This is a genomic window from Paenibacillus sp. FSL F4-0125, from assembly GCF_038008565.1.
GTDB lineage: Bacteria > Bacillota > Bacilli > Paenibacillales > Paenibacillaceae > Paenibacillus_AQ.
In genome coordinates, this window is record NZ_JBBOZJ010000001.1 from 2,510,564 (window position 1) to 2,532,623 (window position 22,060).

General features: G+C 43.9%; 15 protein-coding genes. 10 read left to right on the plus strand and 5 right to left on the minus strand.

Annotated features, from left to right (window positions below; all coding sequences use genetic code 11):
* The first annotated feature begins 67 nt into the window (after nucleotides 1-67).
* Complete coding sequence (locus tag NST74_RS10785) at nucleotides 68-1,075, plus strand: IS1595 family transposase (RefSeq protein ID WP_341111965.1); 1,008 nt, start codon at nucleotides 68-70, stop codon at nucleotides 1,073-1,075.
* A 34-nt stretch (nucleotides 1,076-1,109) separates the two neighbouring features.
* Here NST74_RS10785 and NST74_RS10790 read toward each other — a convergent pair whose 3' ends face one another.
* Entirely contained in the window at nucleotides 1,110-1,559 is a 450-nt protein-coding gene (locus NST74_RS10790) for a hypothetical protein (RefSeq protein WP_341111966.1), read from the minus strand.
* A gap of 214 nt (nucleotides 1,560-1,773) precedes the next feature.
* Nucleotides 1,774-2,172, minus strand: coding sequence for a cytidine deaminase (locus NST74_RS10795; RefSeq protein ID WP_341111967.1), 399 nt, complete (start codon nucleotides 2,170-2,172; stop codon nucleotides 1,774-1,776).
* A 266-nt stretch (nucleotides 2,173-2,438) separates the two neighbouring features.
* Here NST74_RS10795 and NST74_RS10800 point away from each other — a divergent pair, with 266 nt between their 5' ends.
* Together NST74_RS10800 and NST74_RS10805 are read left to right on the plus strand one after the other, a co-directional pair.
* A complete protein-coding gene (locus tag NST74_RS10800) occupies nucleotides 2,439-3,398 on the plus strand; it encodes a methylenetetrahydrofolate reductase (protein WP_341111969.1) in 960 nt (319 codons plus the stop codon).
* A gap of 275 nt (nucleotides 3,399-3,673) precedes the next feature.
* Nucleotides 3,674-5,662 carry a translation factor GTPase family protein gene (locus NST74_RS10805; protein WP_341111970.1) on the plus strand — a complete coding sequence of 663 codons (1,989 nt, stop codon included), beginning with the start codon at nucleotides 3,674-3,676 and terminating at the stop codon, nucleotides 5,660-5,662.
* Nucleotides 5,663-5,855: 193 nt separating this feature from the next.
* On the opposite strand, the gene NST74_RS10810 is transcribed toward NST74_RS10805, so the two are convergent.
* Complete coding sequence (locus NST74_RS10810; RefSeq protein ID WP_042126439.1) at nucleotides 5,856-6,194, minus strand: winged helix-turn-helix transcriptional regulator; 339 nt, start codon at nucleotides 6,192-6,194, stop codon at nucleotides 5,856-5,858.
* Between the two features lie 152 nt (nucleotides 6,195-6,346).
* Between NST74_RS10810 and NST74_RS10815 the strand changes: the two genes are divergently transcribed.
* The 3 genes from NST74_RS10815 (at nucleotide 6,347) to NST74_RS10825 (ending at nucleotide 8,065) form a co-directional block, all read left to right on the plus strand.
* Nucleotides 6,347-7,258 (plus strand): DsbA family oxidoreductase, encoded by a 912-nt coding sequence (locus NST74_RS10815; protein ID WP_445668185.1) that lies wholly within the window; start codon nucleotides 6,347-6,349, stop codon nucleotides 7,256-7,258.
* A 5-nt stretch (nucleotides 7,259-7,263) separates the two neighbouring features.
* Nucleotides 7,264-7,437 (plus strand): hypothetical protein, encoded by a 174-nt coding sequence (locus tag NST74_RS10820; protein WP_341111975.1) that lies wholly within the window; start codon nucleotides 7,264-7,266, stop codon nucleotides 7,435-7,437.
* 145 nt (nucleotides 7,438-7,582) lie between these two features.
* Complete coding sequence (locus NST74_RS10825; protein ID WP_341111976.1) at nucleotides 7,583-8,065, plus strand: DinB family protein; 483 nt, start codon at nucleotides 7,583-7,585, stop codon at nucleotides 8,063-8,065.
* A 168-nt stretch (nucleotides 8,066-8,233) separates the two neighbouring features.
* Here the strand turns inward: NST74_RS10825 and NST74_RS10830 are convergent, their stop codons facing one another.
* Nucleotides 8,234-9,844, minus strand: a complete 1,611-nt coding sequence (locus NST74_RS10830; protein WP_341111977.1) for a response regulator — start codon at nucleotides 9,842-9,844, stop codon at nucleotides 8,234-8,236.
* 30 nt (nucleotides 9,845-9,874) lie between these two features.
* Entirely contained in the window at nucleotides 9,875-11,767 is a 1,893-nt protein-coding gene (locus NST74_RS10835; RefSeq protein WP_341111979.1) for a sensor histidine kinase, read from the minus strand.
* A 237-nt stretch (nucleotides 11,768-12,004) separates the two neighbouring features.
* On the opposite strand from NST74_RS10835, the gene NST74_RS10840 reads away from it, so the two are divergent.
* From NST74_RS10840 to NST74_RS10855, 4 genes are all read left to right on the plus strand, one after another.
* Nucleotides 12,005-13,348 (plus strand): ABC transporter substrate-binding protein, encoded by a 1,344-nt coding sequence (locus tag NST74_RS10840; RefSeq protein WP_341111980.1) that lies wholly within the window; start codon nucleotides 12,005-12,007, stop codon nucleotides 13,346-13,348.
* A gap of 101 nt (nucleotides 13,349-13,449) precedes the next feature.
* Complete coding sequence (locus NST74_RS10845) at nucleotides 13,450-14,388, plus strand: carbohydrate ABC transporter permease (protein WP_042126448.1); 939 nt, start codon at nucleotides 13,450-13,452, stop codon at nucleotides 14,386-14,388.
* 15 nt (nucleotides 14,389-14,403) lie between these two features.
* Nucleotides 14,404-15,243: a carbohydrate ABC transporter permease gene (locus NST74_RS10850; protein WP_341111981.1), complete on the plus strand. Its 840-nt coding sequence runs from the start codon at nucleotides 14,404-14,406 to the stop codon at nucleotides 15,241-15,243.
* Nucleotides 15,244-15,368: 125 nt separating this feature from the next.
* Nucleotides 15,369-22,037 carry an S-layer homology domain-containing protein gene (locus NST74_RS10855; RefSeq protein WP_341111982.1) on the plus strand — a complete coding sequence of 2,223 codons (6,669 nt, stop codon included), beginning with the start codon at nucleotides 15,369-15,371 and terminating at the stop codon, nucleotides 22,035-22,037.
* Nucleotides 22,038-22,060: the final 23 nt, after the last annotated feature.

A 22,060-nucleotide genomic window follows, 5' to 3' on the forward strand; every position in this document is an offset into this window, starting at 1 on the left:
ATAGATTGTTGCTTCTTGACCATACTATTAAAGGGTTGATATAATGCGGTTTAGGAGGCGTTTCAATATGTGGAAAGGTGTTTATGAAGAGTTCAGTGAGTTAACGAAACCAGAGCAAATGGCACTGTTTAACGCTATGAAGCAAGATTTGTTTCCAGATGAACCCGACAAAATTACAAAACTGCTCAAAAGTATTCGTGAAGCACGTTTCGCTTCTGGAATGGCTTGTGTTCATTGTGGGAGTTTGTTAGTTAAGCGAAACGGGAAATACCGCACAAGACAACGCTACCTTTGTAATGATTGTGGGAAATCATTTAATGATATGACGCATACACCATTTTCAGGCTCTCACTACCCTGAAAAATGGGTAAAATACCTTGAACTTATGGTTGAAGGTTATACCTTGCCTAAAATCGCTGAACGACTGAAAATACACATCTCCACTGCGTTTTATTGGAGACATAAAATCTTAAATGCTTTAGGTAGCATTGGTTTCAATCAATTACAAGGCATTGTTGAAAGTGACGAAACCTTCTTTCGTGAGTCTATGAAAGGTCGTGAAATCACGCATAGGAAAGCCAAGAAGCGTGGAGAAAAAGACGAAAAGAGAGGGATTTCTAACCTTAAAATCGCTGTCGTGGTTGCACAAGACCGAAACGGTAGCGTGATTGCTCGTAAAGCAGGCACAGGGCGTGTAAAAGCCGAAGAAATAGACACTGTAATTGGTGCTTATATTCACCCGACTGCTTTGTTATGTACAGATACAGCGACCAACTACAAGAAGTTTGCCAAAATTAAAGGATTACAGCACGAAACAGTTAATGAGCGACAAAAACAACGTGTAAAAAAAGGGATTTACCATATCCAGCACGTTAATAACTTTCACAGCCGTTTAAAAGCTTGGATGGAGCGTTTTCAAGGAGTAGCAACAAAATATTTGGATAACTATCTCTATTGGTTCCGTTGGTTAGAATTGGGGAAAAACTTAGCATTTGAAAATCGAGTAGAGCAAATGCTTATTTCAGCGTGTCAAAAATCCAATTATAGAACTGTTGAAATGATAAGAAGTGCATAATAAAAGACCTCATGCAAGAGGTCTCATTAAATTACTATTGAATTAAATCTCTTAACTTATCAGCGATTTCTTCTCTAATTGTATAGATTGTATGGGTATCTTCTGTTTTCCCCAAGGCACTATCTTGTCCTTTTTCACCTAACCATAAATGAAAACTTTGCTTGTTTTCATTGGTGTAGATGACATCCAAATAATATTCAGGATCAGCCATATTCGGTATACCATCTCTTTTTACAGCAGTTAAAATAACACTTTTAATTGTTTCAATATCTTTATCTTCTTCATAAACGATTGGATTGACTTCTTTAGGCTTAGAAATAACAATTTTTGAAATATCGTCTTTTAAATACAAGTAATATTTGTCTTCTGAATTTATTTCAGATTTATTTGTTTCAGTTTGTTTAGTAGGATTATCTTCGGATTTACATCCAAAAAGAATGACAGATAATAATGTTAAAGATATAAACAGGGTGATTTTTCTCATATTAATACCTCCCAATAGTCTTGTACTAATATTCGAATTAGACGGAGAAAAACCTTTTAAAGTTTCACTCTATTTTATTATATCAGAAAGTTATTAACCATCAACTTTTATTAAAAAACAACAAACTTTACGAAAACAGCCAAACACAAAAACACGCGTACTTGTCTAACACAGGTACGCGTGTTTTGATATTCCACTATGGTAGTTATTATTTTTACATATCTAAATTTTTGAATGCGTAAGGCAATAAATCCCTTAAACTCAGCTCTAAGATTTCTTTTTTCTCATTGGTTAAATAGACAGGCATGTCGGGCAAACAGAATTCCGATAATACTTGTCTGCAGATACTGCATGGCGGCAGAAAATCCATTGTGTCACCTGCTATAGCTATAGCCTGAAAATCACCTTTAGTATAGCCCTTTGTAATAGCTGTGAAGATTGCTGTTCTCTCTGCACAATTAGTAGCACCAAAAGATACATTTTCTACGTTTACTCCATTAATAACATTTCCATCTTTAAGTAATAAGGCTGCTCCAACTGGAAATTTAGAATAAGGGGCATAAGCAGCTTTCTTTGTGTTACGTGCGCTTTCCATTAATTCTTCTTTATTCATAATACTCACCCTTTTTAAATAAGAATGAACCTTTCGGTCCCCTTATCGCCAACTTTAAGGTTGGCAGGACTTCTAATAATATAGTCAGACCAAATGGTTGTCAACATTAAAATCTAGAAGTTCCGCCTCCATGATGTACTACTCGATAAGTTCCAATAGGGAATCATAGCCTTAAGATATAACTAGATATAGTAAATATAAGTTATACATATTAAGCCTGCCATGGTAGCCTTAACTTATAAGAGACGAGTAGAGGAGTTTTTAATTTGGGAGCCGCAGGGAACACATTTAAACAAAAAATATTGAGCAAGAAACCTGGTATTTTAACATATGGGATGACACCACCGAAGGCAAGCCATTCACCAGAAAAGATATCAGAAATTGCACAGAAACAGGTTGAAAGACTTAAAAACGTTGATTTAGATGCTTTAATTCTTTACGACGTCCAGGAGGAAGCAGAAAGAGTTGATCATGAAAGACCTTACCCATACTTACCAACGATTGATCCGGCTATCTATGGTGATAAATACCTAGGACAAGTGGAGGTCCCGAAAATAATTTATCGGTGCGTCGGTAATGATACAAGAGCTTCGTTCGCGGATTGGATTAAGACTGACGAAAGTGAAGACAGATTTTCCGTGTATGTGGGCGCTTCGTCAAGTAAGCAAGAGGTGAAATTGAATTTACCAGATGCTTATAAGCTAAGCAAACTGTTAAATAGTAATTTGAATTTTGGAGGAGTTGTCATTCCTGAAAGACATATAAAAAAGAATGATGAGCATACACGGATTGTTGAAAAGATTAACAATGGGTGCAGCTTTTTTATCACTCAGGCAACTTATAATGTAGAGGCATCAAAGAATTTATTGTCTGATTTATATTATTACAATACAAATAAAGGTTTTGAAATGGTTCCTATTTTATTTAATCTTGCACCATGTGGCACAGCGAAAACATTACAATTTATGAAATGGTTGGGAATCAGTATCCCGGGATGGTTAGAAAACGAGTTGAAATACTCGAACGACATTTTGGATAAATCCATTCAGCTATCTCAAAAAATATTTGAAGAACTATTTGAGTTCGGGCTGGAGAAGGGAATTCCAATTGGATGCAGCATTGAAAGTGTTTCAACAACTAAGATGGAAATTGAAGCATCCATTCAGCTTGCTAAAGATGTAAAGGCATTTCTAGATAAAAAGCTGTTGAGTCTAGAGAGTAGATGATTAATTGTTTTAAGGAGATTGAGCCGGTAATCCTTTCTGTTAAGGGTTACCGTTTTTTTATAAGTTAATAGGGACATAATCATCATCTCAATAGCTTGTCTAGTGCCTTTCTTGCATTATTGTAGCTAAATCCTTCATCAAGGATGGCTATGTCATTGGATAAAATGGATCTTCGGGCGTTACCGCATGCTGTCGGTGGTGAGAAATTCTGTACAAGCTACTAGATTTCGGCTACGATTCTTATATAACAGATTGATTGAATGGATGGTAGAAATATGTATTGTAAACTGTCAGAAGCATCACCAATCACCATCGGACTGCTAGCACATGTTGATGCCGGCAAAACCACCTTCGCAGAGCAGCTCCTATACCATGCTTCCGGAATTAAGACTCGGGGGAGAGTCGATCATCAGGATGCCTTTTTGGATAGTCATGAGATGGAGCGGGCACGGGGGATAACGATTTTTGCTGACCAGGCGGTGATGAAATATAACGAACAATCGTATCAGCTCATTGACACACCGGGGCATGTCGATTTTTCAGCTGAGATGGAGCGCGCTTTACAGGTCATGGATTATGCGGTAGTCATCTTAAGTGCTGTGGAGGGCATTGAAGGGCATACCGAGACGGTCTGGCAATTGCTACAGGAATATGGCATACCCACTTTTATATTTATTAACAAAATAGATCGTACCGGTGCTGACGTCCAGCGTGTGCTAAAAGCGTTAAGGCAGCAATTTTCGCCGGATATGTTGTATTTGGCAAAAGGTCTAGATCAGAGCATGCTGCCTGAAGAGGTCATTACCGCTGTTGCTGAGCGAGATGAAGCCTTGATGGAGGCATATCTCGAAGACAACATTGATCCTGGGCAGGTATTGGCTACGCTGAAACAAATGGTTAAAGAACGGGTGGTCTTTCCCGTTATGAGTGGAGCAGCTCTATTGGATCAGGGGATTGCGGAATGGATGCAGACGATGCAACTACTAATGGAATCGACTTATGAAGTAAACGCAGTATTCGGGGCACGAGTATATAAGGTGCGTCATGAGCTGCAAGGCACGCGACTGACTTTTATGAAGATTTTAGCTGGAAAATTACGGGTACGGGAGGATATCTGCTATAGCACTTCAGAACATGAAGAGTTAAGCCAGAAAATCACTTCTATTCGTATCTATCATGGGGGGAAATATACTTCATGCGATGAAGCCTCCGCGGGACAGCTTGTTGCCGTTACGGGCCTAACCGATGCAGCTATTGGACTGGGTATAGGTAATCATTCAGATCAAGTAGAATCCCGTCTTGTGTCAGCATTGAAATCCAAAGTTGTATTCAATTTGGGGATATCATCCAGAGAAGTGCTACGCTATTTCATGATCCTGCAAGCCGAAGACCCTACGCTGCAAGTGACATGGGAGGACAAGCTGGAGGAGATTCATGTTCATGTGATGGGAATGATCCAGCTAGAGGTACTTCAGCAGGTGGTGTTAGACCGTTTCCAGCTCAAGGTAACGTTCTCAAAGCCAGAGATATTATACAAAGAGACGATCGCAGAGACTGTGATTGGCTGTGGGCATTTCGAACCTCTTAAGCATTATGCAGAGGTGCATCTCCGGCTTGCGCCTGCGAAACGTGGTGAGGGAATTACATATCGCAGTACATGCCATGTTGAGCAGCTCAGCACAGGGTATCAGCATCTCGTCGGTCAGCATTTACTTGAAAAGGACCATCGTGGAGTTCTTACCGGCTCTCCCGTCACCGATCTGCATGTAACGCTTTTAACCGGGGCAGCGCATCAGAAGCACACTCATGGCGGTGATTTTCGGGAGGCGACACTCCGGGCACTGCGGCAGGGATTGGAGCAAGCGAACACTATTTTACTGGAACCCTATTATCAATTCAAAATCAAAGTCGATGCAGAGCTTATCGGACGCGTAATGTCTGATATACAGCTTGCCCATGGTGAATTTGACCCGCCAGAAATACTAGGTGAATCCATGCTTATTCAGGGACGTGCGCCTGTCGCGACGTTCATGCATTATGCAGTAGAGCTTGCTTCATTCACGAAGGGCAAAGGAGCAATCTCGATGAAGTTAGGCGGTTATCAGCCATGTCATAACCCAGAACAGGTCATCGCAAGGATTGGATACGACCGCAGCGCTGATCCTGAGTACACCTCCAGCTCTATGTTCTGTGCAAAGGGAGCGGGATATAGCGTTCCTTGGGATGAAGCGCCTTCGTATATGCATTTGGAGATTCAGGAATAGGAGTGAGAGAGACAGGTATTGCCGCAGTCTTGTGGCATACAGCAGCCGATTACGCGAAGCAGCATCTCTAGGAGTACTTATCTCACCCGGAGGTTGAGCGTATCGTTGTCATTAAGTTAGGCAATTCGAAACATCATGGAAAAAGTGCACAAACCAATCACGGTTTGTGCACTTTTTTTCATGAGAAAGCAGTCTAGGAATTATCCTTCACCCCAATATTTCTTTGTCCCCATTCAACAACGGATTCAATTAAAGGCACTAATTCTTTTCCAGATGAAGTCAGAGAATACTCAACTCTTGGTGGCACTTCGTTATACTGCTCCCGATGAATGATTCCATATTCTATAAGATCCCTCAGTGAGTTGGTTAAGGTAGTCCCTGTTATTCCATGCAGTCTTCTTTTTAACTCGTTATAGCGTATGTTGTCGTTCTCACTAAGAATGGCTAGGATCGGGAGGTTCCACTTTCCGCTGATTACATGGAATGCGAAGGTTGCAGGACATAATTGATCAAGTCTAAATTCGTATTTCATACATAACTCCTGTCCAATAGTATTATAAAAGATACTTAGTATTAAAAATAAACGTACTTGTTTGAATTTGTATTGGTATTATAATACTCCCATACAAAGAACTTCTACAAGAGGGCACTTTCTTTGATTCTCCAGTGAAAGGTGATTTATATATGAATAATTCAAATATGATGTGTGACCTTAAAACCGGTGTCTGTGGGCCAGGGGATGAAGAGCAAATGGAAATGATCGACTTTAATCTACAGTCCCCCAAAATCACACTTTACTATGCAACAGATCCGATCTGTTCCCACTGTTGGGCGCTTGAGCCGGTACTCAATCGTTTTATTCTGCAGTATGGTCAATATTTTAACGTGAAGACGATTATGGGTGGTTTGCTTTCTAGCTGGCAAGGTTTTGCAGATGTCTCCAATGGCATTCAGCAGCCTTCAGATGTTGCGGAGCATTGGAGGGAAGTCGGTTTACATTCACGTATGCCTATCGATGGTTCTTTGTGGAAAAACAATCCGATTCTTTCTTCGTACCCGCCATCTAGAGTATACAAGGTTATACAAAATATATATCCGGGTAAAGAAAATGAGTTTTTGCGTCAGGCAAGAGAAGCTGTATTCGCCTTCAATCAGAATATTGGAGAGGAGCAAACATTAGTTGATATAGTCAACAACATTGGACTAAATGGCGAAAAAATAGTGGCGGATGCTGCTCTTGGATCGGCACAAGATTTGTTAGAGCAGGATTTTGAGTTAGCAGGCAGACTTGGTGTACGTGGATTTCCAACTATTATCATGGTGAATGAAGAGAACAAAGGTGTTAAAATTGTGGGGGCACGATCATTAGAAGCCTATGTCGACGGACTTCAACAAGTTTACAATGGAGATGTAAAAGCTGAAAATGTTCCACTTCTCTCTGAACTTATCAAGGAAGGAAACATTCTGTTCTCCAAGGAAATTGAAGTGTTGTATGATATTGAATCTAGTGATATGGAGTCATTTATAGCCACGGAAATGATAGAGGGGTCATACAGTATTAAGCGTGTTTTAGGTGAATCATACGTTGTATCTTAATTATAATGAAAGAAGCCAGTAACCCAAAGAACTTTGGATTTACTGGCTTCTTTGGTATTCGCGAGGGTGGATTTGAGGTCGCAAGTGATGATCTGGAGAAACCGCTTAAACGTCCAGCAACTCCAGTAAAAGAAGCAATCCAACTAATTGTTAGCGATTTATCCCAAACCGAAAAATAAGCTATAACAACATAAAAAATAGAATTTAATAAATTAAATAGGAGGAGGAAATAATGGAGAATTTGTAACAAGCCCTGTGACAGGGTATAATTTACTTGATATAACTAAGTAATCGTTGCTTAACGACTAATAAAGGGGATTTCAAATGTACAGAACAGTTCAAGATTTTCTAGGTGACTGGGCAAGCGCTTCTGCAGGGACGATTCGCGTTCTTGAATCGCTTACCGATGATAAATTAGATCAGGTAATTGTTGAAGGTCACAACTCATTAGGATGGTTAGGCTGGCATTTAGCGACCTGTCCGATGTTCTTTGGTGGTCAGGTAGGTTTAACGCTTACTCCAGTAGGCAATCCGAAGGAAGTTCCGGCTCATGCGGCTGTGATTGTTGAAGCTTATAAGAATATTGCGGCTAATATTGCTTCTGAGGTAGAGAAGTTAACGGACGAGCAAATGGTTGAGAGTGTTCAGACCTTTGCTGGATTAACGCCTCGTGGTGCTATGCTTAGATCTCTGATCGATCATCAGACACATCATCGTGGTCAAATGACAGTTCTCTTACGTCAAGCAGGTCTTCGTGTACCTGGCGTAATTGGTCCTACTAGAGAAGAACAAGTTCACATGAAATAGTTATTGGTACTTTTCCCTAATGATAGATTGGCGACTAGGGAGGGTACTACGAAAAAATCTCGTTTCCCAGACGTTTGTCTGGGAAACGAGATTTTTTGTTGTGGATGTAGTCCTATCTATTATTGCTAAAGATTGCAACTCCTTTTTAGTGGGGTGCGGCGATCTCAATTAGCCTGCTTCAATTTGGTGCATATATTCTCTGGGAGAGATCCCCGTTATTTTCTTGAAGACCTTACTGAAATAGAAGGCACTTTCATAACCGAGTTTTTGTGAAATTTCGTAAATACGACCTTCTCCCCGTGCCATCATTTCCTTGGCAGCAGTGATTTTGGTCTCCGTGATATATTCCACATAATTGACTTTAGCGACTTTGGAGAACAGATGGCTCAAATAATTTGGACTGAAATTGAAGACATCGGCCACTTGATTCAGTGAAAGCTTAGTGTCGAGATTTCTTTTGATATATTCCTGGACATTTTTGACGATTTGTTCTTTATAGCTTTGTCTTTGACTTGAGAGAATTTCCGAACAGCCGTCACGGAACTGAATCAACCAGCCGGCGATCTCTTCAATTGTATGCATCTGATAGATGGCCCGGTAGCCTTCCGACTCATTTTCGAAGATATGCTCAACAATGTTTTCTCCATCTGCTAGTAGCGAAGTGGCCATATATAGAATATTGCAGGCGGCATCGGTGGCGGATACCAATAAGTCGGGGCGGTCTTCAAAGATTTCAATCATTTTGGAGATGATGGTGTACAAAGCAAGAGTATCTAATTCTTCAAATGCACGGCGGATTTCCGAACGGGATTCGGAGAAATCAAACAACGGATGCTCCTGCTCTAGAGGCTCACCCTCAGCGAAAAAAACAAAGGACCGTTCTTTCACAGCAACCGGCAATGCCTTTCGGGCTGCAAGGTAGCTCTCCCGCAGCAAATAAGGCTCCTCGACCGCAAACCCTATGGCACCAATAATCGTTACATTGAAATAGTTATGTAGTACGGATGCCATGTCGGTAAGTTGTTTCTCAATGGCAGACATCCAGTGACTAGGATTGACTCCGGGGACAGGCAGAGCAACGGCGAAATTGCGCAAGTCAAGACTGGTTACATAGCAAGGATTGATAGAGGCAAGTGTATCCTTTGCCAATTGTACTGTGCTTGAGCATAAAGCGACCAGCTTATCCCCACGGGGCGGGACGGTGTCCGGACCCAGAATCCGGCAGGTACAGACCAGGTAGGCGGGCTCGGAAAAGTCTATCGCCAGATCCTCTTTCTGCAGGAGATACTGGTTCTTATTCTCGAACAGGTTGTTGAACAGGCGAATGAAGAATTTATCACGCTGCGCCTGAAGATTCCCGCGGTGAACAAGCTTAGGGTAGCTTTCCATCGTCTGGTAACTCTCAAGAAAAGAAATCGCCTTTCGAATGGATTCGGCCAGCGCTTCCGGAGTAAGTTCCAGCTTTACTAGATAATCCGTGGCTTGCACCTCTATGGCTACGCGCGCATATTGAAACTCTTCATAACTAGTCAACATAATGAACAACGGAAGTCGACCATATTTTTGGCGTATTGAAGCGGCAACTTCTAAACCGCTCTTTATCGGCATTTTGATATCGCTGATTACGATGTCCGGGCGGAGCGTGTCAATCATTTCTTCTTCTTGGGCACCGTTGTGTGCGATACCAACAATCTCTATATTATACTGCTCCCATTTCAGCATAGACTGCAAGCCGATGCAGACTAGAGCTTCGTCGTCGGCGATTAATAATTTAATCAATTTGACCACATCCTTGATAGATTTGCCAATCTACTCTTTTTGTATAAATGGCAGAAGAATTTTCATTAAGGTATATTGGCCCACTTCACTCTCAATCGAAAGACCGTAATTCTCCCCAAAGGCTAGCCGCAAACGCTCATCTACACTACGGAGTCCAACGTTCTCGAACACGCCCTTAGTTCCATCCTCTGGAGCACACAGAATGGTGGAGATTTGTTCTTCCTTCATGCCTACACCGTTGTCTTCAATCGTAACCAGGATATCGGCAAAGCCACTTTTTTTCACTGTGATGAGAATATCTCCTCTGCCTTTGGGCTCGATGCCATGGAAGATAGCATTCTCAACCAGAGGCTGGAGTGTGAAGCGGGGAATCAGCCCGGAGAGCAGTTCTTCATCTTCGATTTCCTTCACCATCGAGACCGTACTGCCATACCGGTATTTCTGAATCAGAAAATAATCATCGAGCAGGCTTAACTCATCTCTCAGTGGCATCAGCCTCCGGTTGTCTTTGGCGATGCTGCGCAGCAGTCTGGAGAGTGAGGTAGTCATTTCAGCAATGCCGGTAGCATTCTGAATGGTAGCCATCCATTTGATTGAATTCAGTGTGTTGTACAAAAAGTGGGGATTGATCTGACTCTGCAGCATCCGGTACTCTAGCTCCTGTTTCTGCTTCTCATCAGCGAGTCGGCTGTCCATGAGCGCAACAATGTCCTGAGACAGACGGTTGATGCCCCGTCCGACATCACCTAGTTCACTTTTCCATTCGATATTACGGTCCAGCAAGAAATTGCCCTGGGCTATCTTATCTATTCGCTTCTTTAATTTTTCTACCGGAAGACTAATAGTGCGAGTTAAGTACAAGGTAATAATGCCGCTTAAGACGATAACGAGTAAACAAACGCCGAGCATTACTAGAATCCATATATTCGCTTTGGGAGCGAACTGATCATTGGATAAGGTCTGCGACAGAATCACTCCACTGCGTACGGGATAAGAGACCACGATTTGACTTTCTTCATTCTCCAGCTTGATCATGGACAGCTCGGTTTGTGGGCCGACAGGCTTATCATCAGTATAGGCTACAGGTTCATACGGTGTAGTCATTGCAGTTACTTTATCGCCAATGAGTTGATAATGATGATTGCCCAGCGTCAGCAGCATTCGGGAGTTCTTTGGCAGGGAATAACCCTTCAGCTTGTCGGTAATTAAGGAAGTATTGGCGAGTAAGTAGACCGTTCCAATTCGGGCAGCCCCATCTCCGTAAATAGGTAGAACAAACGGAATTCCATTAGTGGTGGAGAGCGGGTCTTTAATCACTTGTTCCCACTGCTCAACAGCATCTTTATTTAGTCCGGGAATTTGACCGATATTGTGTACAGTAAGCGGAATTGAAGTACTGACGGAATTATCCACCTGCAGGAACTTTCCGTTGTTGCCCGTAACAATCAAGCGGCGGACATAGCTATTAGAGCGATTGATCCGAAAATCCTCCTGCATGGAGTTAAAGGCATTAACAGCATCCTTGGCGCTTGCTTTTGGAGAAACAAAATAATCAGTGAGTAATGTATTAGTGGACGAGTTGGTGCTGTTGGTCATCGCCAAAGAGGACAGATTAATCAAATCTTGTTCAATAATATGTGAAACTAGCTGTAGGTTGAACTCGGTCGCCTGGATGGTCGTTTTACGCTGATAATAGGTAATCAATTCATAGCTGAAAAAGGACAGCAGAGCGGCTATTAACAGCGCAAATAGGGTCATGATCAGAATAATACGGCTCTTAATGGTTGATTTTCTTACCGTTGTGAACACTCCTCTACAAAAAACGGAAAAATATAAAGCGTTTACAAAAATATCTTTCAATTCATGTATGTTTAAAGTTAATCTTCTATTTATAATATGCTTAACTGGTTTATCGATATCCATATTAACACCTTAGCATATTCCTGCACTTCCATACAGTGGAAGACAGAGGAGCTGAGAATTTTACATGTTTTAAATAGGATTTTACAGGTTTGAAGCAAGGAGGAAGAGAAGAACAAAGAAAAGTGAATGAACTGAGTTTGAAAATACATGCCAATCCAGAGAGGAAAGTCTTAAACTTTGAAATAGATCGGATGAGCCGATCCGTGTAAACAATCAGAAGGAAAAGGGGATTTTCAAATGAAATTAAAAAGATTCTATGGCATGACTTTAGCCACAATACTTTCCCTAAGTGCGCTAGCCGGATGTTCCGGTAATAACAACAACGAAGGCAGTGCTGCAACAGCTGCTCCAGAAAAGAGTAATTCTGCAAGCGCTTCCGCTGATCCGAAGCAAGAGCCTGTGACCTTGAAATGGGCATTGTGGGATTGGGAAGCCACTGCATACTATCAGCCGTTGATCGATGCCTATAAAGCTGAGCATCCGAATGTAACGATTGACTATGTGGATCTTGGTTCCACTGACTACATGACAATGCTGAGTACACAGTTGTCCGGCGGTGCAGATCTGGATGTCCTTACAATTAAAGATATTCCTGGCTACTCTAACCTCGTGAAACAAAATCATTTAGAGCCGCTCAAGGGCTTCATGGGAGACCAGAACATTGATCCATCCTTATACGGCGGTACTGTAGAACAGATCGAAGTGAACGATGAAGTGTATGCGCTTCCTTTCCGCAGTGATTTCTGGATCGTCTACTACAATAAGGATTTGTTCGACAAAGCAGGAGTGGAGTATCCGAGCAACGATATGACATTCGACCAATATGATGCACTTGCTAGAAAAATGACATCTGGCAGTGGTGCTGAAAAAGTATACGGAGCCCACTACCATACTTGGCGGAGCGCAGTTCAATTGTTCGGTATTCTGGATGGCAAGAACAATGTTGTTGGCGGCAACTACGATTTCCTGAAGCCAACCTATGAACGGATCTTGAAAGAACAGGAAGACGGTATCGTTATGGATTACGCTACACTGAAGACTTCAAGTACGCATTACTCCGGAGTATTCTATAACAATTCCGTTGCGATGATGAACATGGGCAGCTGGTTTATCGCGACTCAAATTGAAAAGGTGAAGAGCGGCGAGTCCCAATCAACCAACTGGGGAATTGTGAAATATCCTCACCCGGATGGTGTGGAAGCCGGTACAACCCTGGGTACAATTACTTCTTTGGCAGTAAATCAGAAATCCAAAAATAAAGAAGCGGCACTTGATTTCATGAACTTTGTGACGGGTGAAAAAGGTGCTAAAGTCATTGCTTCCACCGGAACCATTCCAGCGATTAAAAACGATGAAGTTATCAATTCCATAACATCCATCGACGGTTTCCCTACTGATGAGAACAGCAAAGCAGCACTGACTACTGTTCAGACGTATTTGGAGATGCCAATGCATGAAAAGAGTGCTGACATTGAAGTCATTCTTAACGAAGCCCACGATAATATTATGACCAAAAACGCCTCGATCGACGAAGGTCTGAAGGATATGAATACTCGCGTACAGCAGCTCTTGAATAATTAATCTTAAGAGACTCGGTGAATTCTAAGGGCGGGTGAAAGCCCGCCTTTTATAGCAGACAGTATAGATTTGCTCGAAGCTTTAGAAGGTTTGGAGGAGAGAGAATGCAGAACGAAACCATATTGGGGACAAAAAAGATCCCTAAACGTCATTTGTCAAAAGGTGTCCGGGAAAACCTGGTAGCTTACAGCTTCATTGCGCCGAACTTTATTGGATTTGCCGTGTTTACACTGGTACCCATGTTTTTTGCCTTTATCCTTGCTTTTGTGAAATGGGACGGGGCCAATCCAATGAAGTTTATTGGGCTAGACAATTTCACCCGGCTCATCAAAGATATAACATTTCATAAAGCGTTATGGAATACCATTGTCTACACCATCGGTGTTGTACCGTTCACTATGATTGTAGCGCTAGCACTAGCGATTCTACTTAATCAGAAGATAATGGCTCGTAATTTCATGAGAACCGTATTCTTTTTCCCTTATGTAGCATCCTTAGTAGCTGTTGCTGCTGTATGGAACTTTATCTTCAGCCCTACGATGGGGCCGGTCAACAATATTCTACATACCCTTACCGGTATTCCGCTGGAGGATCTTCCCCGCTGGGCGGCGGATAAACACTGGGCAATGTTCACAGTAATACTGTTCACTGTGTGGAAAAACATGGGTTATTACATGGTCATTTACTTGGCAGGTCTTCAGGGGATTAACCCGGAATTGTATGAGGCTGCTGAGCTAGATGGGGCCAACGCCTGGAGAAGATTCCGTAATGTGACGGTTCCTCAGCTAGCGCCAACATCCTTCTTTGTTCTGATGATTTTGGTCATCAATTCGTTCAAAGTCTACGATATCTTTATCAACCTATTTGCCGGCGCTGATAACCAGTTGAACGATTCTACAAGAGTTATGGTTTATCAAATCTACAATACGGCGTTCCGTTCGCTTGATTACGGATATGCCAGCGCCATGGCCATTGTATTGTTTCTGCTGGTACTTGGCATCACCATCGTCCAGTTCCGCGGCGAGAAGAAATACGGACAATAGGAGGATTCAAAAGATATGGTGGGTACAAATAAAGGAATTAGAATCGGCACGATGGTGCTAGTGTATATTTTGTTGTTTGCGACAGTGCTCTTGATGCTTGTTCCGTATATATGGATGTTATCTTCTTCACTCAAGCTGAACAAGGATGTGTTCTCGTTCCCGATGCAATGGATTCCGGCGAATCCGCGCTGGGAGAATTTCGTGGATATTTGGACCCGTATTCCACTGGATCGATTTATTTATAACACGGCGAAATTATCAATTATCGTAACGATTTTGCAGCTGTTGACTTCAAGCTTTGCTGCCTATGCATTCTCCAAATTGCATTTCAGAGGGAAGAATGTTTTGTTCCTTGGATATATCGCTACGATTGCAATTCCTTGGCAGGCTTATATGGTGCCGCAATTTATCTTGATGCGTTACATGGGACTTAACAATACCCATTTAGCAATCATTCTGCTACAGGCATTCTCGGCTTTTGGAGTATTTCTGATGCGCCAGTTCTATCAAGGAGTCCCAGATGAATTATGCGAGGCGGCACGAATCGATGGCTTGAGCGAATATGGGATTTGGGCGAGAATCATGTTGCCACTATCCAAGCCGGCCTTGTCTACATTGACGATTTTTACCTTTGTTGCTACATGGAACGATTTCTTGGGGCCAATGATTTATTTGACGGATACGAAACTCAAGACCATTCAAATAGGACTAAGAATGTTCATCTCGCAATATTCGGCCGAGTATGGACTGATTATGGCGGCAAGTGTGGTTTCTATTATCCCGGTAGTAATTGTTTTCCTGGCTTTGCAAAAATACTTTGTGCAAGGTGTTGCAGCATCTGGTATTAAAGGCTAGAAAGTATGGAATCTGGCAGTTGCAGTCATCGCATGCTGCCAGTTTTTTTTAGCTTATTAATGAAATGAATGCGCTTTCTTTATGTGTTGCCGAGAGGCGATTTATAGCAAAAGGAGGATTAAAGAATGAATAGAAAACACTCCGTTAGAAAAAAGCTGTTCTCAATGATGATGACCTCTGCACTTGTAGTTGGAATGTTTCCGGCTCTCAAAATGCCGTCTGCATCTGCAGCTACCGTGGATACTTTCTTTGCAGCCGCCTATATGGGGGCGAAGACATCTTCTGGCACTACCTTGCCTGCTAGCATAGACATTGGAGGCCAGTCTGAGACTGTGAAATGGAATATTGGTGAAGATACCTTTGCCGTTCCTTATGACACAGTGACAGTCACGGGTACAGCGAATGGTGTGCCGGTTGTTGCCAGTGTAGAAGTTATTCCATCATCAAGCAATCCATTGATTTACTTTGTGGACAGCGGCAGGGGAGGCGATTCCGTAGGGAATGGTCCTACTACTTCGCCGCTGTATGAAGCAGTCAAAACGTTGTCCGGCAGCGCTTTGCTCAACCAGTTGCCGGATCAGAAATATGTCAGCGGAACGACGGCCTGGGGATTTGATGATTCCATAAACAAGGTGAAGAACTCCAAAGACGGAGGACTTACCGATCCTGCTACTGATCCATCCATATGGACAGTAGGACTTCGTGCCGACCCTGCTAGCAATCATATCGTTTACAAATTAAAAGCGCCTGAAGCAGGGACCTATACACTCAGTAGTGGTTTCCATGATTGGTATGGCAACCGCACTCGGGTAATACAGCCTCAGATCGAGTATAAGGATACAAATGGAGCAACAAAGATGCTCTCGTTTGCACCATTTAATACCAATGTGACACAGCTTATTTCCGGTGAATTCACGATTCCCGGTGATATCGACGCTAGTAGCCCCATGACATTGACCTATGCCTATGTCTCCGGTGAGAAGCCTATCTTGAGCTGGTTCGCCGTTGCCAAGGGAGGGATTCAGAAAGAGATCGAAGATGCTCGGCAGAACGCAGCTTCTATGGTCAAGGTTCTGCTCGACGGCAACGATATTAAAAAGGACAACGTCAACGGCCTCACGTTTAAGGGATTTGGCGTACTAAGTGCCAACAGCACCAGTGCCCTGTTGATGGATTATAAGGCTGAGCATCCGGATGCTTACGCAGAAATGCTGCAGATTCTGTTCGGTGGAGATTATCCCATCATGACACATGTGAAAATCGAGATGGGTAATGACCGCAATAACTCTACCGGTCCAGACCCGGCCACAATGCGTACACCTGATGAAGAAGCCAATGTCACCCGGCATCCCGGTTTCCAGCTTGCGGCAGATGCCAAGGCTACGAATCCGGATCTCAAGGTGAGCATCCTGCGATGGAGTGCTCCGGCCTGGGCGAGCGACAACGATAAAATCTATACCTGGTATAAAAATACCATTCTTGCCGCTTACCGTGAGTATGGCTATATGGTCGACTATGTCAATCCCCATATCAACGAGCATACGCCGGATTTGACGTGGACCAAACAGTACGCCGAACGTGTTAAAACAGATAACGAAGGCTTTGTAAGCCCAGAAGAGCAAACGCTCTATAACCAGATCAAGATTGTGATTTCAGATGAAGTCGGGATCGGATCATTTGGCGGCAGTATGGTAAGCGATGCTTCTTTAAGGGAAGCGGCTCCGATCGCGGGATATCACTATAACACTGACGACGACAGCGCAGGCAATTTCAAGAATCTCGCAGAACAATATGATATTGAAGTATGGAACAGCGAGGCGCAGTCTACCTTCAGTAACTCCGCCTTCCGTCCCAACAATAATGTAAAGGATCCTACAGTGGCAGGAACCGGCATCGGCGGTGTTGGCAGTCCGCTAGAGATGAGCAATACGATTATTAAAGGATTCGTCAATTCCCGCCGGACGCACTTTATTTATCAGCCGGCCATCGGCTCTTTCTACGAAGGCGGTCAATATTCGTTTAAGGAACTACTTAGCGCCCGTGACCCGTGGTCGGGATGGATTCACTATGATGCAGGCCTTGTTGCATTACAGCATTACAGCTGGTTCGCCAATGTGGGCTGGGAGAACGAGGATAATACTGCAGGGATTTGGAGAGCGGTACCTAAGGCTAGCTCTACGGGTGCGACAGGCACCAATCCTGTTAGCGGACGCAACGGCTCTCCTAACTATATGACACTTGCTGCACCTGACAAAAGCGATTTCTCAACCGTTATCGTGAATGACAGTGAGTATGCCAAAACTTATAAGCTTCAGACGTTAAATATGAACTTTGACGGGAATCCATCACTGGAAGTATGGGAGACTCGTGCGGCCGACGCGGGGGAAGCCTTCAACAGTAATTATATGAAATATCTCGGGGATGTAGCTGTTGATGGCAGCGGGGTTTATACCGTTCATGTCAAACCATATTCAACAGTGACTGTGACCACTTTGAAGAACAAGGACAAAGAGGCGTATCAAACACCGTTACCTGTAGAAGGCGAACGCACTGTGCTTGATACCGATGCAACGGGGAGGGTTCAAAATACCGCGGACAATATTCTGTATGCCGATGATTTTGACTATTCCAATCAATCCGTTGTGAAGATCGGAGCAAGCGGGCAGAGTGAGGGTACCCAAAGCTATATAGAATCCCGCGGCGGCTCTAAAAGTGTGATACCGCGCTATACACACGACCGTAACGGTGCATTCGAGGCATATCTTCCGGACGGGTCTGACAACTATGTTCTGCGCCAACAGCTGGATTCGGGAATTATGGGGCTGGGCGGCACTTGGAACGGTGGAGATCCCGTGACGGCTATCGGTGATAACCGATGGACGAATTACAGGGCCAGTGTAGATGTTTCGTTCGAGACGAACAATACGCAGGGCGGAGCCAATTATGCTGCGATTGGCGCACGGTATCAAGGAGGTGGCAGTTCTCACACTATAAACGGCACACCTTATGTGTTGAAATTCTGGTTTGACGGAGGCTGGCAGCTGCTGGTCAATAGTAGTGCAGTAGCGAGTGGTAATGTAGTGAGCGGTTCCGGTGGAGTTAAGCTGGACGGATTTAACGCCGCATATGATGCCTGGCATAACCTTGCCATTCAGGTTGCAGGTGATAAAGTGACTGTCTATCTGGACGAGGTGAAGCTGGCCTCTTATACTGATCCGAACCCTGAATTGTCTGGCCGGGTAGATTTAGCCAGTGGATACTATCATGTTCGCTTCGATAATTTAAAAGTGGAGACGGTTGACGGCTATGCACCATACTATTCCGAATTACTGGATAATCTTGAGATGTTTGACCTAGCTGCTACACCGAGTCCTAAACTGAAATATAGTGGGTCTTGGAGTCATCAAAACGGTGCAGGCATGTATATTTACCAACGTTCCCTCTCTACTACTCAAGGTGCAAATGCTACGATGGAATATTCTTTTGAAGGCACGGGGCTAGATATTCTGGGACCGAATAATGGATCGGCTAAGCTAGAAGTGACCGTTGATGATGAAATTGTCATGCTGTCAGCCGATACCATGGCTTCTAAAGAACTCTACCAAACGTACACCCTTCGCGGACTTAAATATGGACAGCATAACGTTCAGATTAAGGTGTTAAGCGGCACATTGGTTGTGGACGCTGTAGCAGTAGTATCCGGTGAGGTAAAGGGTGCTGTGGATACAGTTGTACTACAAGCAGCGGTAACAGCATCAAAAGAAATTAATAAACTGGATGAATATTCTGAGAGAGATTGGCTGCTTTTTGCAACCGCACAGAACGCCGCCCAGGAAGCATTGGAGAATGCTGCTGACTACAGGCTGGATCAAGAAGGAGCTATACATCTTGCGGGACGTCTGACCTCTGCTCAGAATCAATTGACTACAGGGGATGTACGGGAGCTTATTGCTCCTCAGGATATGGCTACTGCTGTCGGTAAACTGCCGAATCTTCCCGATAAGCTGGAGGCTACTCGTGAAGATGGATCCAAATTGCTTGTGTCCGTGAAATGGAATGTAGACGCAGTTAGCTTTAACACACCGTATGAAAGGGTAGCTGTAACTGGCACTTACGGCAATCTAAAAACCATGGCTTATGTAGAAGTGGTACCAGAAGGTCTCGTATACTTTTTGGATCTCGGTGTCTCAGGGGATGTTGTCACACCACCTTATACGGTGATCAAAAATTTCGCGGGCGATAGTCTTTTAAATAGTACAGCGGATCAGCTGTCAACAGGTACAGTATGGGGCCATACCAATACAGGAGCAACTTATAATCTGAAAGGGCTCGGAGGTGCCGTGGTTATCACGGATAAAACTCAGACAGGTGTCTACAGTTCGAATACAAAGAACACACCTCTGGTCTACACCCTCCCATTAAACGCAGGAAAGTACACGATTACATCGTTCCATCGGGACTGGTGGAATATGAGTAACCGCACGATGGATATTACGCTTAGTTATACTGATGCTGAGGGGAAGACGGTGAACGAAACGGTTAAGACCGGTGTACTCGCAGGTCCTAATGGCATCATGATCAACCATGACTTTACGCTACCTGTGAGCGGTATCGTCAAATATTCGATAAATAACACAAATAGTCAGGCATCTGTGATTAGTTACTTAGCGGTGGCGAAGGACAGGGCCAGCATTGCCAATGAGCAGGCTGTAAATGAGGCTAAGAGCATTATAGAAGGTGCTGCATACAGCGTGCAGAAGGAAACAGCTAACAGCGAGGACGGAGTCCGGACTTGGCTGCTCCAAACAATGAACGGCTTAATCGGGTTTAGTGGTACGGGGGTTACGATGGGGGATATCACTCTATCTTCGTTCCAGGAAGCTACTGATGACACGGCCGGCAGCTTCAGCTTCACAGTATCACTGAACAAGGGTGAGGCTAAGGCAGAAGCTGCGGCCAGCGGAACGATAAAGCTACCGGAGCCAGATATGACGCAGCCGGAGATTACTTTGATAGGTGAAGCCATAGTCAATCTGCAGATCGGTTCTGAATATACGGATGCCGGAGCCACTGCGTATGACGACCAAGACGGTGACATCACAGCTCGCATCTCCACAACGGTCAGCAGTGAAGTGTATGGTTTGACCGAGTTAGATACAAGGAAAGCGGATATCTACACCTTCCATTACAATGTCAGCGATGCTGCAGGCAATTCTGCTGCGGAAGTCACCCGAAAAGTAATCGTATCGGAAGATCCGGATGTACTGAAGCCGGTCATTACACTGCTTGGTGAGTCAACTGTTCAACTGGACAATGGCGCAAGTTATACAGATGCCGGAGCCACAGCAGCAGATGACCGAGATGGTGACATTAGCGAACGAATTATGGCGACAATTACGAAGGATGGAAATCGTACTGAGACGATAGATACCCTATCGGCGGGTACTTATATTTATCATTATAATGTTAGCGATTCCGCGGGAAATATGGCCGTTGAAGTCACAAGAACAGTTACAGTGGGAGAAGCACAGCAACCGCCGACTTCAACACCAACGGTAGAACCAACACCGACAGTTGAGCCAACGGCAAATCCGACACCAACACCTGCACCTGTAGTAACCTCAGGGCCAGTGTCAACAACGGCGCCGACAGCAGTGGTATCGCCGACACCAACGCCGTTGCCGCAGACCACGAGGATTCTTAATAGTGACGATTTCTCAGCTCCGGTTGGAGGAGTAATAACGGTTCAGCTCACTGAAGGTACGGATTCCGTACTATTACCTGAGGGTTTACTAGATATCACAGGAGTGAGCAATCTGCATCTCGTGTGGAATACATTTGCTATCCATCTGACCCCGGAAGCACTGAAGAGTATCCAGGAAAAAGCTGCTCGAGGTCAAACGGATGGAGCACGAATTAAGCTCTCCGCTGTGAAGGTATCAAGAGCTGCCGTAGAACAACTTATGAATAATCCGGCAGTCAACAGTTCACTTCAGTTAACTGCTGCTAGTGACGTAATTAACTTCAGTCTGGAAGTTATTAGTGCAGGCGGCACTGCCGTACAGGTAACCCGTTTTGACAAGCCACTGACGCTTACCTTTACCGTAGATTCGAATGCTAATTCCGGTTTGCTAGGCATCTACTATATAGCGGCGAACGGAGCTCTTGAAGTTATGGGTGGAACGCTAGCTGATGGAAAATGGAGTGCGGAAATAAAGCATTTCAGCCAGTTTGCGGTTCTAGAGTATGACAAGATATTCTCGGATGTCAGTGAAGATAGCTGGGCTAGGGATGTTATTAAGACTATGGCGGCAAAACATATTATCCAAGGTATTTCTGATACCGAGTTTAATCCGCAGGGGAACGTGACAAGAGCACAATTCGCGGTCATGATTGCAAGAGCGTTAGGCTTAGAGGCAGGAAGTCATTCAACGTTTGTTGATGTGGATTCCAAAGCTTGGTATGCCGAAGCCGTTGCAGCTGTAAGCGAAGCTGGCATAGTGCTCGGCCGCAGTTCGGATACATTCGCACCGGACAACAGCATCACCCGCGAGGAAATGGCTGTAATGATCGTTAGGGCTTATGAATTTTCACAAGGCAGCAAAATGAATGATATTTCTGATAGCTCATTCAGTGATTATTCCCAGATTCATGACTGGGCACAGAAATCAGCCAGTTTCGCCGAGCAGGCGGGGCTCATAAAGGGACGCGGAAATAAGCAATTCGCACCTCAAGAGGGGATGACCCGTGCTGAGAGTGCGCAAGTGATCGCCAATCTGCTGAGACATTTGTAAGCTGTTTTTCCATGAACCTGGCA